A 15,511-nucleotide genomic window follows, 5' to 3' on the forward strand; every position below is an offset into this window, starting at 1 on the left:
AGGCGAGCCTGAATGCCTCCGGAAATAACCGGATGCAACGACAAGAAAACAGCAATTTGATTGACGAGTAATAGGCAGGAAATGACGCCGTTCGGCGTGTCATCATCCCCACGTACCAGCTTTAGCACTGTATAACGTATCCGGCATGCCGGAAGCCACTTGGGTTTACACCTTAATCCGATGAAAACTGTCCTGATCTTGGGCGTCTCTGGACGTCGTGAGATCAGTGGCCTGTGTTTATACAGGAGCCTCGCCTAACGAGATGCTGCAAATAATTCGCACAACCCTCTGTTGTGCGGGCGGCATGATTATCCAATCCCGCAGGGAGGTCAACCCCACAGCTCCCATTAAATGGGCAACGGCAACAGCTTGTTACAATTGGCAGGAGATGACACGGAACCAATTTTCATAGTCTGGACAAAAGAAAAGGCCCCAAAGGGGCCCTTATTTATTAGCGAATATAGTCAAATAGTGTCAGACGGCTTATTTTGCTGAAAGAGAGTTGCGAGGCACTCAATGCCGCATCCTCTTTTGACAGCGCGGAAATCACGTCATAGAGATCCGCTTCCGACACCTTGGCTCTCGCCTCGGCGTTGAGGGTACTCAACCCCTCGTTAGAATCCATGACTGCCTCGAGACTGTTCATCCTGCCACCCAACTCCCCCAATCCATGATCGATATTCAGGCGGGCATTTTTCATATGAACGGTGGCATCTGCCACTTCCAGCGCAAAGTTGTCAGCTGTGATAGCGGGGTCACGCAAGGCGGTAATAAAATCCGACATACCATTCAATATGTTGTCATTCTTCGGTGGATTAAGATCAAACTGCTCAGAACTGCCCGCAGGCGAGCTGATGGTCAACTCCAACCCATTGAAAGGGATCTTGGTGCCAGCAGTGTAGTTACCCGTTTGCAGGGTAGTACCACCGGCATCCTTGATATCATAGGTATCAGGCGGGCCTATGGTGGTTGATACGGTATAGGTGTTGCTGGGCAGTGCCGAGTTATAATTGGACTTATAGAAATTATCAAAGTTGCCCTGATCGCCGACTCCGACCTTGATATTTGCGGTGGTTGCACTGGCAGTTCTTCTGGTCGCCACGATTTCAAACAGATCCTGCCCGGAATCATTGGCAGCAATTTGTACTGTGGGTGAGACCTGAATATTTCGCTGACCAGGGTCCCCCTGATAAATATATTTTCCGTTAGCGTCTTTTATATATGGCTGGGTCTTGCTCTGATTACCGCCAAATATAAATTCACCCGAGGAGTTTTTGCTATTCATCAGGTCAAACATCTGCTGCTGCAACCCTTCCAGCTCGCTGGCAATAGCCTTGCGATCATCCATGCTGATAGCGCCATTATTTGACTTCTGGATCAGGGTCTGGGCACTAAGCATCGCATTATTAATCGACGTTAATACCGTCTCCTCATGCCCCAGGCTGTTTTCCAGCAAGCTGCCATTGACACTGTACTGCTTGAACAGGTCAATCTCCTTGGTCAGTGCCATCTTCTGGCTCATCCCCGCGGGATCTTCGCCGGCAGTTTGAAATTTATTGCCGGTTTGCAGCTGTTGATAGGCAGTATTCAACCGCTCGTTGGCACTGTTGAGGGAATAGATATTCCGGTCGTAGATCATGTTGGTGGTGATGCGCATGACGTTACCTCACGGAAGAGAGCAGTGTATCGAAAATGGTTTTGGCCGTGCTGACGATTTGCGCCGATGCCGCATAGGATTGCTGGAAGCGGATCAGATTGGCCGCCTCCTCCTCCAGATTGACCCCTGACACGCTTTCAAAGATGCCGGTGCTCTGGATAAGCTTGGACTCATTGGCCTTGAGCAGCGTTTTTGCCTGGCTGGTATTGTTACCCACTTCCATCACCAACCCGGAATAGGCCTGATTGAAGGTCATCTTGTCGTTGGTCGTCCCACCATTGGTGCTCTTGCGCACCAGATCCTTGTTTTGCAGCTCAGCCAGAACCAGGCCATTGCTGTTATCGGCAAAGCCATTGCTGTTGTAACTGAGCTTGAAGCTGTCACCGGCATCTACCGTTCCGGTGATGCTGAACTCGTAGCCGGGCGCCTGTTTCGGGTTGGCATAGACTGCGGCTCCGGCGGGGAAAGGGTTGACGATCGCAGACATCAGGTTTTGCCCTTTGCTGCTCGCAGGGGCAGTGCCAATCAGGGTAGTGCCATCGGCTTGAAACACCTGATAGTTACCGTTGGCGTCAATCTTGACGACCTGAGGCGCTGTCGGGCTCAGACTATTGGTACCAAAACCTGATCCTGCACCTGTATTGAATACGCCACCCAGTTTGATATCAGCCCCGCCGCCATTATTGGTGGTCTTTTCCGCTTTAAGCGGAGAGGCCAGGGCCAAATCTTCCGGTCGGGTGATCAGCTGACCCAGACCGGCGGCCGCACTTTTGGTCGGTTGCAGCAACAGTCTGTCACCCGCAGCCGGCGCACCGGTGAGATCGATTGAAATGCCATGACCCGTGAGTTCAAACGTTGCAGGAGGGGTCGTGCCAGTCGCCACAGAAGTTCGATTACCAGACTTGTCCAGCGAGAACACCTCATAACCGGTAGCGCTGCTAAATTGCACTTCGTAATCAAACGGGGTCACTGATGTCCCCTTGCCCGGCACGAAGCTGACATTCGCCCCGACCGTCCCCGTGTTATTGCCGTAGGGTAAGCCCTTGCTGGTAGGCAGGGTGAAGATATCGCCGCCAATCTCGTTATCCAGATCCATCCCGAGGCGGTTCTGCTGATTCATCGCATCGGCCATCGCCACGGCCAGCTGCCCCAGTTCGCGCTTGGTCGGCTCAAGGTCGGTACGCGCCTTGAACAGCCCGCCCATGGCGCCACCAAACGTATCGTGGTCGATGGTTGCCTTGTTCGCCCCCAGGGTCAGCTGCAGCTCCTGATCCCGGGAGTCAGGATCTCCTGCAATCACCTTGAACTGGGCGACGCCCCCATCGAGGATAAGCGAATGGCCAGTGCTCATATTGACCAGCATGCTGCCGTTGGGTTGGGCTACGGTGCGAATATCCATCTTCTCCGACAGCTGGCGGATCGCCTCATCCCGCTGATCAAACAGCATCAGGTTCTCTTCGGGTGACCCCTGGGTGCGGATGATGGCCTGATTAAGATCATTGATGCTGGTGAGCAGGCTGTTGACCTGCTTGGTTTCATCTTCGATACGGGTGTTGAGGGTATCGCTCTGCTTGTCGAGCTGCGCCGAGAGGGTATGAAAACGGTTGACCATGCCACTCAACTCCGTCATCACCACCTTGCGCCCACCGATCTCGGCAGGCGATTCATTGGCTGAGTGAAATGACTTGAAGTAGGAGGTGATGGCTGCCCCCACGCTGTTGCTGGTATCCCCAAGCAAGCTGTCAACGCCAGCCAGCTGTTCATAATGGGTCAGGGAGGCATGATAGGCAGAGGTATCACGGCGCACCTCCCCCTGCATATAGTCGTTGATTACCCGCTGGGTCTTGATGTCACCGGTCCCCAGACCGATGGTATTGGTATACACCAGCGTACGCTCACGCACATAGCCCTGGCTATTGACGTTCACTATATTGTTACTGGTGGTCTGCAGCAGGCGTTGCTGTGCCAGCACGCCCGATGAACCAATCCCAAGCAGGTCGCTTGCCATACGTTACAGCTCCATCTCGTTGTATTGAGCAATGGCGTCACTGCGCAATACCTGTTTCAATTTTCTGGCGTAGTGCGGGTCGGTGGCATAACCCGCCTGTTGCAGCGCCTCAAAGTAGCGATCAGGACTATCCACCTTCGCCAGGGCTCCCTTGTAGCGAGAGCCGGAAGTGAGGAAATCCACATAGTCGTTGAAGCTCTCTTCAAACGACTCATAGGAGCGAAATGCCGCTTTCTGGCGGGAGGCGACACCTTGCTCATACTCGAGCGTGCTGACCACCGCCTTTGGCCCTTCCCAGCGCGGGTCGGCCTTGATACCAAACAGGTTATGGGTCACCTGCCCCTCGCCATCCTTGATCACCCGCTTGCCCCAACCGCTCTCCAGTGCCGCCTGAGCGACCAGTACCGCCGGGCTTAACCCCAACTTGTCGGCCGCTTTCTTGGCCAGCGGCATCAGGCGATTGACGAACTCTTCCGGTGTATCGAACTCTTTGCCCCCACTACCGGTGGCACTGCCCTCTTCGCTGGTCATGCGTCCCATGGGCGGAATGCTGCGGTGCGGTCGACGGGGCATAGTGAGTGCGTGACTCTCCTTTGCCCCCTCGGCCATCTCTTTTTCAGCAAAATCTTTGCCAACTTTTGATGCCGCGATCAAATCATCTGCTGCGGCCGTGGGTGGCTGATAGGGTTTGTAGGTCCGTTCGGTGCGCTGCGGCATCTTGAGCACCCGTCCATCCTGATGGGTAAAGGTCTCGGGAGAGAGCTGTTTGGCCACCATGTCAGCCAATCCCAGCCCCCCCTTGCTGGACATGTCGGCAACCCGCTGCTCATCAAGCATCCCTTCATAGAACTGGGTATAGCTGCTGTTCATCGGGTTGTCCTGAGTCAACACCCCGTTGGCCTGACGCATGCTCTGAAACAGCATCTGGGTAAAGATTGACTCGAACTGGCGTGACGCACTCTTGAGCGCTTCGGCCTGTCCCTCTTTGCTTTGGCTCATCTGGCGCAAACGATCCAGGTTCTTGATGTCCTGTACCATCCCGAGATTCATGCCGCTGTTGCTGTCAAACTCCGCCATTTTGCTTACCTCATTGCCACCCGTGGCAACCACTTGCCGCTTGTTACAATATGACCAGTTGCCCTTCGATGGCGCCTGCCTGCTGCAGCGCCTCAAGGATGGCCATCAAATCACCCGGGGCGACCCCGACCTGATTGACCGCCCGGACCAGATCGTCCAGGGTCGCACCGGTATCAAACTTGAACATCCGCCCCGGCTCCTGCTGGACATTGATGGTCGAGTTGTTGGTCACCGTCGTCTCTCCTCCCGCCAGCGGGTTGGGCTGGGAGACCTGCTGGTTTTCGGCGATGGTCACCGTCAACCCGCCATGGCTGATGGCCGCCGGTTTGAGCTTGACCTGACTGCCGATCACTATGGTGCCGGTGCGGGAGTTAACGATGATCTTGGCCGCCTCGTTGGCCGGATCCACCTCCAGATTCTCGATGGTGGCGAGATAGGAGACGCGCTGACCCGGATCTCGCGGGGCATAGACCTTGACCGAGGTGGCATCGAGCGCCTGAGCGGTATTCGGCCCCACCAGATCGTTGACCACATCGGCCAGACGGCGCGCCGTAGTAAAGTCGGGTCGGTTAAGGTTGAAAGTGATGGTATCCCCCTGACTGAAGGAGTTGGGCACCTCCCGCTCCACGGTCGCACCGTTGGCAATCCGTCCGACGGTCGGGGTATTGATCACTACCTTGGAACCATCAGCCCCCTCGGCCCCCAGACCACCGACCACCAGACTGCCCTGGGCAACCGCATAAACCCGCCCATCGAGCCCTTTCAGGAAGCTCTGCAGCAGAGTGCCGCCCCGCAGGCTCTTGGCCTCGCCAATGGCAGAGACCGTCACATCGATGGTCTGGCCCGGCTTGGAGAAGGGGGGCAGGTCGGCATGGATCGCCACCGGAGCCACATCCTTGATCTTGGGCTTGATGTTGTCCGGCACCTTGATGCCAAAGTTGTTGAGCATGGTACGGAAGGTCTGCTCGGTGAAGGCGTTGTTCTTCTCGCCAGTGCCGGGCAACCCCACCACCAGACCGTAACCAATCAGCTGGTTGTTACGCACCCCTTCAACCGAGCTGATGTCCTTGATCCGGGCCGCATTGGCCACACCCAAGGGCAGCAGACAGCAAAGCAGAGTGACAAGACGGAGTGACTTCATAACATCTCCTAGAGCGGCCACCAGGGACCATTGAAAAAGCTGGTAAGCCACCCTTGCTCCTGGCTATTGGCCAGATCGCCGGTACCACCGTAGTAAATGCGGGCATTGGCCACTTTCTGGGACGAAACACTGTTATCAGACGTCACGTCCTCCGGGCGAATAAGGCCGGTGATCCGGATATATTCATTGCCATTATTAAGCATGATCCACTTCTCGCCGCGCACCACCAGATTGCCGTTGGGCAGTACCTTGGCCACGCTGACCGAAATATTGCCCTGCAGGCTGTTGCTCTGATCCGCCTTGGCCTGCCCCTTGAACGCGCTGTCTTGAGCAATGGAGGCTGAGAGATCATAGGGGCTGGCGGTCACGGGCACGCCACCCAACTTGACCGGGTCCAGATTGAACTTGTTATTCTTGCCACTCTGGGTATTGGCCTTTTTCGAGGCGGAGGTCGACTCCGACAACTCGATGGTAATGATGTCGCCTACCTTGTGTGCCTTGATATCCGAATAGATGCCATTGACCTGATCCGGCTGGAAAATCGCCCCTGTCGGCCGCACCGACACCGGCTCCGACTCCCCGTAGACGGGGGAAAACTCGGGATCATCAGGCTTGGGCGTATTGGGAGTGCTGCTACACCCTCCCAGCACCAACAATCCCAGCATCCATACGGCTTTCATCATGCACCTCCTAATTAGGTACGCTGGATCAGGAAGGACATCATGCCGTCCACGGCGGAGAGCACCTTGGAGTTCATCTCGTAGACCCGCTGAGCCTGAATGAGGTTCACCAGCTCTTCGGTCACGTTGACGTTGGAAGTCTCCAGCATCCCCTGCTTGATCACCCCCAAGCCATCGGCACCGGCAGTCCCCTGCGCAGCAGCGCCGCTGGATTGGGTCTCGACAAACATGTTCTCCCCCATCGGCTGCAAGCCGCTGGCATTGACGAAGTCGGAGATGTTGATCTGACCGACGACCTGAGAAGCGCCATCGCCCTTGAGCTGCACCGAGACCTGGCCATCTTCACCCACCGTAACGCTCTGGGCGTTTTCCGGGATCTGGATTTCCGGTTGCAGTGGGTAGCCATTACCCGGGGTCACTATGGTCCCTTCATCGTTGAGGGTGAACTGACCGTTACGGGTATAGGCTGCACTGCCATCCGGCAGCTGAATTTCAAAGTAGCCACGACCACTGATCATCAAATCGAGCGAGTTGTCAGTGGTTTGTACGTTACCCTGACTGTGGTTTTTCTGGGTCGCCACCACCTTGGCACCCGCCCCCAGCATCAAGCCGGAGGGGAGCTCGGTATCGGCAGAGGATCGGCCACCGGGCTGGTTGATGTTTTGATACAGCAGATCTTCAAAGATGGCCCGTGACTTTTTGAAGCCCACGGTGCTGGCGTTCGCCAGGTTGTTCGAAGTGACCGAAATATTGGTCTGCTGTGCATCCAAGCCGGTCTTGCTGATCCAGAGTGCGGGATTCATAGGTAACTCCTTGATTAGCTGATTCGCAGCAGTTGGGTTTGAGCTTCATCATTCTCTTCGGCCGTCTTCATGATTTTGACCTGGGTTTCGAACTGGCGTTGCAGCCGGATCAGGTTAGTCATCTCATCCACCACATTGACGTTGCTCCCCTCAAGGGAGCCGGCAATCAGGCCAACGTTGGCAGAGGCGGGTTCATTCTGGCCATCTTTGCGGCGAAACAGACCATCTTGCCCCTTCTCCACCGCATCGGCGGCTGGGTTGACCAACTTGATCCGCTGAAAATCTTCCGGCAAGTTGGCGGCAGCTCCCTCAGGACGACCGCTGATGGTGCCATCCCGATTGATCTCGAGTTTCTCCATCGGCATCGGCAACACGATTGGCTGACCACCGTCATCCACCACATTCAGTCCGGTCGAGGTCTGCAAGTTGCCGGTCGCATTGACCTGCAAATTCCCCATGCGGGTATAGGCCTCACCGCCCTTGGGATCCTGCACGGCAATCCAGCCCGGACCATCCACCGCCACGTCCAGATCCCGTCCGGTGGTCATCAACATGCCATGCTGCAGGTTCTGCCCCGGGCGCTCAGCCATGGCAAACACCCGGCTTGGCAAGCCCTCTCCGAACGCCTGCATGCTTCTGGCCTGCTCAAAATCGGACTTGAAGCCGGTGGTATTGGCATTGGCGAGGTTGTTGCCGCGAACAGCCAGGCTGTTCATGGTCTCTTTGGCCCCGGACATGGCGATATAAAGCAGGTGATCCATGGAATTCTCCGTCAAACAGATGACTCTGACAGGAGAAATGCAATTAGAGTGCCAATAGCAGAAATATGGGGGGGATAAGGATGGGAATGCGACAGAAACAGAGAGGGGGCCAAGCCCCCTCTCATTATCATGTATTGCGCAATTAACGGATCTGCAGGATGGTCTGCTGCAGCGAACTGTTGACCTCCAGAGAACGGGAGTTGGCTTGGAAGTTACGCTGGGCAGTGATCAAGTCCACCAGCTCCGAGGTCAAATCCACGTTGGACTGCTCCAGCGCTGATGATTTGATGGTCCCGAAAGTGCCCGAGTTCGGCGTCCCCGGCAAGGCATCGCCAGAGAGCAGGGACTGTCGCCAGGAGGTATCGCCAACCTGAGTCAATCCTTGCGAGTTGGCAAATTTTGCCATTGCCACCATGGCCACTTTGATGGTGGTTGCGTTACTGTAAGTCGCGGACACGATGCCGTCCGGAGTGATCTCCACCTTGGTCAAACGGCCGACAGTGGAACCATCCTGAGTCAACTTGTTGACTTCAAACGGTGAAGCATACTGGGTCACCGTTCCGAAGTTGATATCCACCTGCTGAGTGGGATCTGCACCATTGGTGATAATGCCAGCACCTGCCGGGGGCGCGGCTCCCAATTGCTCTGTCTTGATGGTCGCCGGTGTAGTCGGGGTAATCATCTTGCCATCAGCCCCGAAGGTCACTCTTGCACCAGCAGGCGCCTGACTCAAACCAGTTGCCATAGTGGGTGTGACACCACCGACAATATCAATAGGCTTATCACCTTGGTAGAGGTACATACGCCAAGCTGTAGGATTGGCGGGTTTGGTCAGATCTGCCGGGTCAGCCTCTTTGACAAAATATTGCGTGATGGTATGCGGCTCACCCAGTGAGTCATAAATCACCACAGAAGTTGAAGAGGAATATGTTTTCGAATCTTTGGGGTCAAAAGTAGAGGCATCACCCACCGCATTACCTGCGGGCAGGGGCGCCGCTGTCGATGGCAGGTTGAAACTGGCGTCAATCTTGGTTGTCTTGATTGGTTCACCGGCCTTGTCAGGTATCTGAATCGGCTTGGTCGCATTGATACTTACCGCCTTAGGCGTGCCATCGGCGTTGATTTCGTAACCTTGCAGATAATGGCCCTGATTGTTGACCATATAGCTGTTTTCATTGAGCTTGAAGGCACCGGCACGGGTGTAGGTGCGATCCAGATTGGTCAGACCGTCAGAGGTCACAAAGAAGCCGTTACCCTGAATAGCCAGATCCAGTGCGTTATTGGTAAATTGCAGCGCCCCTTGGTGGAACTGCTGAGCAACCGCACCTGTCGCCACACCGTTACCGACCTGGGTCTTGGCATTGACAAAAATGGAGTTGGCGTAGACATCCGCAAACTCGGCACGGGACTCTTTAAAGCCCATGGTGTTAACGTTGGCAATGTTGTTGGCGGTGACGTTCAAGTCTTTTTGTGCCGCGTTGACACCGCTCAAGGCATTGTTAAATGACATATCCAGCTCCTTAGATCGATGCTGTCGACGTGGTTTTTGACGGTGTAACCGTCTGGTTTGAATTAGTTCCTGAAATTTGCAAGATGCTACTCAACAGCGTGCTACCCAAGCCTTTCACGTTAAGCATTGTCGGATTGCTCGCATTGCCCAGCGCCACACTATCCACCTTGCCGTAAGCATAAGCAGCAATACTTTCGGATTTGCCATCCAGAGTACCGCTTGCCTTAATCACATATTTACCTGACTTGACCCGCTTTCCATCTTTGTCTGTGCCATCCCAGGCAACTTCAACGTTGCCTCGCTGCTCCCCTTCGAGAGAGAATTCCTTGATAACCTGGCCTTTTTCATCTTCGATGGTGACCTTGACGCTCGAATATTTATTCGTCGTTCCCACAGCCACAACACCGGGGAGAGAGCCCTCCTTATCCAGATAGCCGGTATTGCTCTGCAACAGCACATTTTGTCCCACCAATGCGGAGGCTTGCAGCGCCTGACTGGAGATCATCTGGTCATTAAGCTTACCCATCTGAGTGGACAAACTGCTGATCCCCTCAGATGTCGACATGGATGCCATCTGGGAGAGCATCTGGGCGTTATCAACAGGCTTGAAAGGATCCTGATACGACAGCTGCATGGTCAGCAGCTTTAGAAAGGAAGCCTGATCCAGCTCTTTCTTGGGCGTCGTGGTGGTGCCTGTCGCCTGGGTCGTGGTACGGCTTATACCGTTAGCACTGTTGGTTGTATCGACCATGCTGCATCCCTCCTATCAGGACTTGCCAAGCTGGAGCGTCTGCTGCAGCATCTTCTTGGCCGAATCTGCAACCTGTACGTTGGTCTGGTAGCTGCGCGAGGCGTTGATCATGTCGGCCATCTCTTCAACCATGTTGACGTTTGGCTTGAAGATAAAACCGTCTTTATCCGCCATCGGGTGGTTGGGATTGTACTCCTTGAGCAGTGGCGCCTTGCTCTCGACAATCCCCTTCACCTCAACCCCGACTGAGCCCTGCTTGTCAGACATCGCCTGCTCGAGCTGGGCGGCAAAGACTGGCCGCCTGGCGTGGTAAGTATTTTCCACACTGGAGCTGACGCTGTCCGCGTTGGCCATGTTGCTGGCAACCGTGTTGAGGCGCACTGACTGTGCGCTCATAGCCGAGCCTGCTATGTCAAAGACCTTGAACAAACTCATCACTGCTCTCCTTTCAGGGCCTTTAGCAGGCCACTGATCTTGCTATTCATAAATTCAAGGGAGGTTTGATACTCGAGGCTATTACGCAGAAATTCGCTGCGCTCCTGCTGCACATCGACTGTATTGCCGTCACCGGTATCCGGTTGCAGCGGGTTGCGATATTGCACGGTACCCGGGGCGTCCATATTCAAGGCAAAGTGCTTTTCGCTGGTCGTTGCCAAACCAAAACCCTGATGCGACTGAGCCTCCTGCAATGCCTGAGCAAAATTGATATCCCTGGCTTTGAAGCCCGGGGTATCTGCGTTGGCAATATTGCTGGAAAGCACCTCAGCACGCTTGGCGCGAACGCTTATGGTGTGTTGATGCACACCGAATGCCTTGTCAAATGAAAGAGCCATAGCACACCTCCTGCTTGGTTTATTTTGTCTGCAAGAGGTGTGCCATAAGCAAATCTCTCAGTTCGATGGTTTGGGTATGAGCACATTTCAGACCGAAAACAGCAGGAGCATCTCGTGCCTTGAGTCAGACGGCATCATTTGGCCACCTTAAGGTTGCAACCACTTTTACAGTGGCGAGATATGGTAGGTAAATAGAAAGACTGAGCTGTAGATTAAGAAAGAGGGAAGCTCGTAGCTTCCCTCTTTGTATGAACTGGTTAAATCCGGTAAAACCCCGAATATCGTGGCCATCAGGCCTATTTGACCTTGTAGACAATCCCCGGATTGCAGCGGATCATCTCGAACCGATCGGTTAACCCGGCCAGTGACTCCGACGCGCCCAGCATCAGATATCCACCGGGGTTGAGACTGGCAGCAAACTGGTTGAGGATCTTCGACTTCACTTCCGGCGCAAAATAGATAAGCACGTTACGGCAAAAGATAATGTCAAACTTGCCGAGCAGACTATAACTCTCCAGCAAGTTGAGTGGCCGGAAGGTGGTCAATTTTCTGACTCGCTCGGCAACCCGCATCTTGTTATCACCGTAAGGCTCAAAAAACATCTTCTTGCGCTCCGGTGACAAACCGCGCGCCAGAGCAAGGCTATCGTAAACGCCTTCCTTACACTGATTGAGCATGGTCGTCGAAATATCCGTCCCGACAATCTGCACGCCACCAGGCAAGGTCCCCGGCTTTTTCATCTGCTGTTCCAGTGCCGTCATGGCAATGGAATAGGGTTCCTGACCTGACGAGGATGCAGCCGACCAGATCTTGATGGGGCGGCCACTTTTCCCCAACTCGGGGAAAATCTTGTCGGTAAGAAGCTGAAACGGATAGGTATCACGAAACCAGAGGGTCTCGTTGGTCGTCATAGCATCCACCACGGCCATTTTCAGGTCACGCTCTCGCACACTCATTGCACGGGTAACCAGATCAGACAGACTCTCGATGCCAAACTGAGCCATCAAAGGTGAAAGACGGCTCTTCACCAGATACTGTTTGTTATCCCCCAGCACAATTCCGCTCTGTACCGCCAGAAAGTTGCTGAACTGTTTGTATAAGTCGTCCGAAAGTGTCTTCATGCAGCTGTTCTTCTTTATTAGAGTGCGTTTTGTACGGCCTTGGCCAATTCATCAGGCTGGAACTTGGCGATAAAATTGTTCGCACCAACTTTCTGCACCATTGCCTGGTTGAATACTCCACTGAGCGAGGTATGCAGAATAACATGCAAATCCTTGAGATTGGGATTATTCCGGATCTCGGCAGTGAAGGTATAGCCATCCATTTCCGGCATTTCGATATCCGAAATAACCAGCGCAACCTGATCCTTGATAGGACCATTTTTGGTCATTTCCAGCAGCATGTTCAATGCTTCGCGGCCATCTTTTGCCAACACGCACTCGACACCGATAGCCTCAAGCGCACGTTGTACCTGTTTGCGTGCCACTGAGGAGTCATCCGCAACAAGAACAGGACGCCCCAGAGTCGGGTGGTCGACGCTGGCCTGAACCAACTCCTCACTCACATCCGTTGCAACCGGCGAAATTTCGTTCAATATCCGCTCAACATCGAGGATTTCGACCAACTCGCCATCGACTTCTGTCACGGCTGTCATGTAGTTGATGCGACCCGCACCTTTAGGCGGAGGCAGGATGGATTCCCAGTTCATATTGATAATGCGCTCGACCGAATGCACCAAAAAGCCCTGAATAGAGCGGTTGTACTCGGAGATGATAATGAAGCATTTGCTCAGATCATCAATCGGGCGTTTGCCAACCGCCATGCTGAGGTCGATGACCGAGATAGTCTGGCCACGAATATGTGCGACCCCGCGGATGCAGGAGTTCAGTTTGGGCATCACGGTCAAGGGGGGACACTGCAACACTTCACGCACTTTGAATACGTTGATGCCAAATCTTTGACGTCCATTGAGACGAAACAACAACAACTCCAGCCGGTTTTGCCCCACTAGCTGGGTACGTTGGTTGACCGAGTCCAGGATACTGGCCATAAACACTCCCTAAAAACGCTTGGCATTAATCATGCATGCGTGATGGATTGCGTCAGACTATCGATGTGACAACGAACAGATTCTGAAGCAATCATAGTTAAATATGGTGATATGCGTGAACAACTTATCGACCAACGAGCGAAAATGATTAACCGACTTTTACTCATCAGCCTCTTTTTTGGCAGCATATCTTCCAGCTACGCCTCGGACGTCACTACTTATCTGCAAGAAAAGGCACAAGAGTTCGTTTACAGCCAGCTGGATATTCCGTTGGATGCCAGAGCCGAGGTTACCTCTGCCACACTGGATGAACGGCTCCCACTGACCCGCTGCGAAGACCTGCTCACTATCAGCTTACCAGCAAAAATGGAAATTCGCCGTAATACAACAGTTTACCTTAAGTGTGAGGAATACAAACCCTGGGACGTCTATCTCCCGGTGCGGGTCAGCATTCAAAAGCCCTATGTCACTGTGACCAACCCCATCGCCAAGGGGGACCTGCTGAGTGAAAGCCAGCTGGTGTTGGCCTATCAGGATCAGACCCTGATCCGCGGCGACTACCTGACTGACACAGCCCCTCTTGTCGGAGTACGCAGCAAGAGGGAGTTAAAACCGGGGCAACCCATCCGTTTGAGCCAGGTTTGTGTCGTGTGCAAAGGGGATCAGGTCACCCTGACGGCAGAAAACAGCAACTTCCAGATCAAAACCATGGCCCGAGCCTTGCAAGATGGCAGCTTCGGAGAGATCATCAAACTCGTCAATATTCGCTCCGGCAAAACCGTTGAGGGTAAAGTCAGTGCAGTAGGTGCCGTATCGGTCACTTTTTAAATCCGGATCCTTGACAACTTTTTTCTAAAGTTTTGATCTGCCGCACCGATATACAGGTAAGCAAACCTTAAAGCAGACGAAGGTAACTAAAATGGCCATCAACAATATCAACAACTTGGCGAATAATCGGTTGCAAAATACCGCTAATAGCCAGGGGACAGGCAGCAAGTCAGTCACCTCATCGCCCGAAAACAAAGCGGCTACTGTCAAGCTGGACTCCGTCTCCTTGACCAGTGAGGCGCAACAATTGCAAAAGATGCAACAAAACCTCAATACCGCCTCGACCGGCAATGAGAGCAAGGTCGAACGGCTGAAAAAAGCCGTTGCGAGTGGCGAATATCAGGTTAACAGCGACGCTGTGGCCAAGAAGATGTTCAGTTTTGAGGCCAATCTGGACAAAGTTCTGGGATGATGGACTTACCTTCGTTACTGCACACCCAAGATGATTATCTCAGCCAGATGCAAGGCATTCTGGAAGAGGAGTTCAGCTTGCTCGAACAGCATCAGGCACTGGCCCTGCCCGCACTGACCGAGCGCAAACAGCAGTTGCTTGCTGCGATAGAAACTCTGGACAAGACTCTCGCAGAGATGCCGGAACTGGCACTGCAGCTGGCAGCCTATCCCGACGAGATGGCACAGCTTCGTGCAAAACTGGATGCCTGCCAGGCACAAAATGATATCAACGGTCGCTTGCTTGAATTGAGCATCGTCTCCAACCGTCGTCTGGCAACCTTTCTGAGTCAGCTGCGCGATCGCAACAGCCTGACCTATGACGCCAAGGGTAACACTCGCTCTGGCACCCGCTCCTACGGTATCAAGGCCTGACATCTCTTATCAGGCCTTGCATTTTTGCTCTCGGTTTTAAAGCACCAGTCGCAACAACTCTCGCCCGTCCTCACACGCATTAACGCGCAGTACCCCGTCCTCATAGCTCCCGTAACTGGCAGGCAACTCGCCGCGCGGGAAACAGATCGACCCCGGGTTCATCAATACCCGCTCCCCCTGCCACTCCAGCACCGGCACATGGGTATGGCCGCTCAGGAACAGACTGCCCACAGGCAGCTGTACCTCGTCCGGGCGATAAAGATGGCCATGGCTGACAAACCAGCGCCGCTCATCGATCAGCAACTGGTTGTAGGGGGCTGTGATGGGAAAGCGCAACAGCATCTGATCCACTTCGGAATCGCAATTGCCCCGCACCGCGATGATCTGTGGCGCCAGCTCGTTGAGCCGATCGGCCACCGCGGCCGGGTTATACCCTTCCGGCAGAGGATTGCGCGGGCCATGGTTGAGCAGATCGCCGAGCAGCAGATAGTGGTCCGGCTGCCAGGGCTCAAGTTGGGTCAGCACCCGCTCCAGCGCAATGATGCTGCCGTGGATGTCGGAAATGATGGCAAGTTTCATGAAATGCT

17 protein-coding genes and 1 riboswitch are annotated in these 15,511 nt (G+C 54.2%); of the genes, 3 read left to right on the plus strand and 14 right to left on the minus strand.

What is annotated here, in order from left to right; translation table 11 throughout:
• Positions 1-99: 99 nt before the first annotated feature.
• A riboswitch (M-box (ykoK) riboswitch) is annotated at positions 100-269 on the minus strand.
• 182 nt (positions 270-451) lie between these two features.
• The 13 genes from flgL to ACTG20_RS15335 form a co-directional block, all read right to left on the minus strand.
• Positions 452-1,657, minus strand: a complete 1,206-nt coding sequence (gene flgL / locus ACTG20_RS15275) for a flagellar hook-associated protein FlgL (RefSeq protein ID WP_194496724.1) — start codon at positions 1,655-1,657, stop codon at positions 452-454.
• A gap of 4 nt (positions 1,658-1,661) precedes the next feature.
• Positions 1,662-3,665: a FlgK family flagellar hook-associated protein gene (locus ACTG20_RS15280; protein WP_064338290.1), complete on the minus strand. Its 2,004-nt coding sequence runs from the start codon at positions 3,663-3,665 to the stop codon at positions 1,662-1,664.
• 3 nt (positions 3,666-3,668) lie between these two features.
• Entirely contained in the window at positions 3,669-4,742 is a 1,074-nt protein-coding gene (flgJ, locus tag ACTG20_RS15285; protein ID WP_100654062.1) for a flagellar assembly peptidoglycan hydrolase FlgJ, read from the minus strand.
• A 43-nt stretch (positions 4,743-4,785) separates the two neighbouring features.
• Positions 4,786-5,883, minus strand: a complete 1,098-nt coding sequence (locus ACTG20_RS15290) for a flagellar basal body P-ring protein FlgI (protein WP_005350664.1) — start codon at positions 5,881-5,883, stop codon at positions 4,786-4,788.
• Between the two features lie 8 nt (positions 5,884-5,891).
• Complete coding sequence (gene flgH / locus ACTG20_RS15295) at positions 5,892-6,563, minus strand: flagellar basal body L-ring protein FlgH (protein ID WP_005350662.1); 672 nt, start codon at positions 6,561-6,563, stop codon at positions 5,892-5,894.
• A 14-nt stretch (positions 6,564-6,577) separates the two neighbouring features.
• The gene (flgG, locus tag ACTG20_RS15300; protein ID WP_005334158.1) at positions 6,578-7,366 is read right to left on the minus strand and encodes a flagellar basal-body rod protein FlgG; all 789 of its coding nucleotides are present in this window, start codon (positions 7,364-7,366) and stop codon (positions 6,578-6,580) included.
• 14 nt (positions 7,367-7,380) lie between these two features.
• Positions 7,381-8,127, minus strand: a complete 747-nt coding sequence (gene flgF, locus ACTG20_RS15305; protein ID WP_005334159.1) for a flagellar basal-body rod protein FlgF — start codon at positions 8,125-8,127, stop codon at positions 7,381-7,383.
• 142 nt (positions 8,128-8,269) lie between these two features.
• The gene (flgE, locus tag ACTG20_RS15310) at positions 8,270-9,637 is read right to left on the minus strand and encodes a flagellar hook protein FlgE (RefSeq protein ID WP_100654063.1); all 1,368 of its coding nucleotides are present in this window, start codon (positions 9,635-9,637) and stop codon (positions 8,270-8,272) included.
• A gap of 10 nt (positions 9,638-9,647) precedes the next feature.
• The gene (locus tag ACTG20_RS15315) at positions 9,648-10,388 is read right to left on the minus strand and encodes a flagellar hook assembly protein FlgD (RefSeq protein ID WP_110302906.1); all 741 of its coding nucleotides are present in this window, start codon (positions 10,386-10,388) and stop codon (positions 9,648-9,650) included.
• Between the two features lie 15 nt (positions 10,389-10,403).
• Complete coding sequence (gene flgC / locus ACTG20_RS15320) at positions 10,404-10,823, minus strand: flagellar basal body rod protein FlgC (RefSeq protein WP_194496725.1); 420 nt, start codon at positions 10,821-10,823, stop codon at positions 10,404-10,406.
• Positions 10,823-11,221 carry a flagellar basal body rod protein FlgB gene (gene flgB / locus ACTG20_RS15325; protein WP_005334169.1) on the minus strand — a complete coding sequence of 133 codons (399 nt, stop codon included), beginning with the start codon at positions 11,219-11,221 and terminating at the stop codon, positions 10,823-10,825. Before flgB ends, flgC begins: the two co-directional genes overlap by 1 nt.
• A 296-nt stretch (positions 11,222-11,517) precedes the next feature.
• Complete coding sequence (locus tag ACTG20_RS15330) at positions 11,518-12,342, minus strand: CheR family methyltransferase (protein ID WP_005350656.1); 825 nt, start codon at positions 12,340-12,342, stop codon at positions 11,518-11,520.
• Between the two features lie 17 nt (positions 12,343-12,359).
• Positions 12,360-13,271: a chemotaxis protein CheV gene (locus tag ACTG20_RS15335; protein WP_005334174.1), complete on the minus strand. Its 912-nt coding sequence runs from the start codon at positions 13,269-13,271 to the stop codon at positions 12,360-12,362.
• A 144-nt stretch (positions 13,272-13,415) separates the two neighbouring features.
• Between ACTG20_RS15335 and flgA the strand changes: the two genes are divergently transcribed.
• The 3 genes from flgA to ACTG20_RS15350 all read left to right on the plus strand — a co-directional run bounded on the left by flgA (position 13,416) and on the right by ACTG20_RS15350 (position 14,924).
• Positions 13,416-14,099: a flagellar basal body P-ring formation chaperone FlgA gene (flgA, locus tag ACTG20_RS15340; protein ID WP_194496774.1), complete on the plus strand. Its 684-nt coding sequence runs from the start codon at positions 13,416-13,418 to the stop codon at positions 14,097-14,099.
• 91 nt (positions 14,100-14,190) lie between these two features.
• Entirely contained in the window at positions 14,191-14,511 is a 321-nt protein-coding gene (flgM, locus tag ACTG20_RS15345; RefSeq protein WP_005334177.1) for a flagellar biosynthesis anti-sigma factor FlgM, read from the plus strand.
• A complete protein-coding gene (locus tag ACTG20_RS15350; protein WP_040066163.1) occupies positions 14,508-14,924 on the plus strand; it encodes a flagella synthesis protein FlgN in 417 nt (138 codons plus the stop codon). Before flgM ends, ACTG20_RS15350 begins: the two co-directional genes overlap by 4 nt.
• 36 nt (positions 14,925-14,960) lie before the next feature.
• Here the strand turns inward: ACTG20_RS15350 and yfcE are convergent, their stop codons facing one another.
• Positions 14,961-15,503 (minus strand): phosphodiesterase, encoded by a 543-nt coding sequence (gene yfcE / locus ACTG20_RS15355; protein WP_158111119.1) that lies wholly within the window; start codon positions 15,501-15,503, stop codon positions 14,961-14,963.
• Between the last annotated feature and the right edge of the window lie 8 nt (positions 15,504-15,511).

The sequence above is a fragment of the Aeromonas sp. 84A genome (genome assembly GCF_051919345.1).
GTDB lineage: Bacteria > Pseudomonadota > Gammaproteobacteria > Enterobacterales > Aeromonadaceae > Aeromonas > Aeromonas veronii.

Bases quoted from the DNA above. Each gene is read 5' to 3' on its own strand.
- flgL (WP_194496724.1), bottom strand. From the start codon at position 1,657: ATGCGCATCACCACCAACATGATCTACGACCGGAATATCTATTCCCTC.
- ACTG20_RS15280 (WP_064338290.1), bottom strand. From the start codon at position 3,665: ATGGCAAGCGACCTGCTTGGGATTGGTTCATCGGGCGTGCTGGCACAG.
- flgJ (WP_100654062.1), bottom strand. From the start codon at position 4,742: ATGGCGGAGTTTGACAGCAACAGCGGCATGAATCTCGGGATGGTACAG.
- ACTG20_RS15290 (WP_005350664.1), bottom strand. From the start codon at position 5,883: ATGAAGTCACTCCGTCTTGTCACTCTGCTTTGCTGTCTGCTGCCCTTG.
- flgH (WP_005350662.1), bottom strand. From the start codon at position 6,563: ATGAAAGCCGTATGGATGCTGGGATTGTTGGTGCTGGGAGGGTGTAGC.
- flgG (WP_005334158.1), bottom strand. From the start codon at position 7,366: ATGAATCCCGCACTCTGGATCAGCAAGACCGGCTTGGATGCACAGCAG.
- flgF (WP_005334159.1), bottom strand. From the start codon at position 8,127: ATGGATCACCTGCTTTATATCGCCATGTCCGGGGCCAAAGAGACCATG.
- flgE (WP_100654063.1), bottom strand. From the start codon at position 9,637: ATGTCATTTAACAATGCCTTGAGCGGTGTCAACGCGGCACAAAAAGAC.
- ACTG20_RS15315 (WP_110302906.1), bottom strand. From the start codon at position 10,388: ATGGTCGATACAACCAACAGTGCTAACGGTATAAGCCGTACCACGACC.
- flgC (WP_194496725.1), bottom strand. From the start codon at position 10,823: ATGAGTTTGTTCAAGGTCTTTGACATAGCAGGCTCGGCTATGAGCGCA.
- flgB (WP_005334169.1), bottom strand. From the start codon at position 11,221: ATGGCTCTTTCATTTGACAAGGCATTCGGTGTGCATCAACACACCATA.
- ACTG20_RS15330 (WP_005350656.1), bottom strand. From the start codon at position 12,342: ATGAAGACACTTTCGGACGACTTATACAAACAGTTCAGCAACTTTCTG.
- ACTG20_RS15335 (WP_005334174.1), bottom strand. From the start codon at position 13,271: ATGGCCAGTATCCTGGACTCGGTCAACCAACGTACCCAGCTAGTGGGG.
- flgA (WP_194496774.1), top strand. From the start codon at position 13,416: ATGATTAACCGACTTTTACTCATCAGCCTCTTTTTTGGCAGCATATCT.
- flgM (WP_005334177.1), top strand. From the start codon at position 14,191: ATGGCCATCAACAATATCAACAACTTGGCGAATAATCGGTTGCAAAAT.
- ACTG20_RS15350 (WP_040066163.1), top strand. From the start codon at position 14,508: ATGATGGACTTACCTTCGTTACTGCACACCCAAGATGATTATCTCAGC.
- yfcE (WP_158111119.1), bottom strand. From the start codon at position 15,503: ATGAAACTTGCCATCATTTCCGACATCCACGGCAGCATCATTGCGCTG.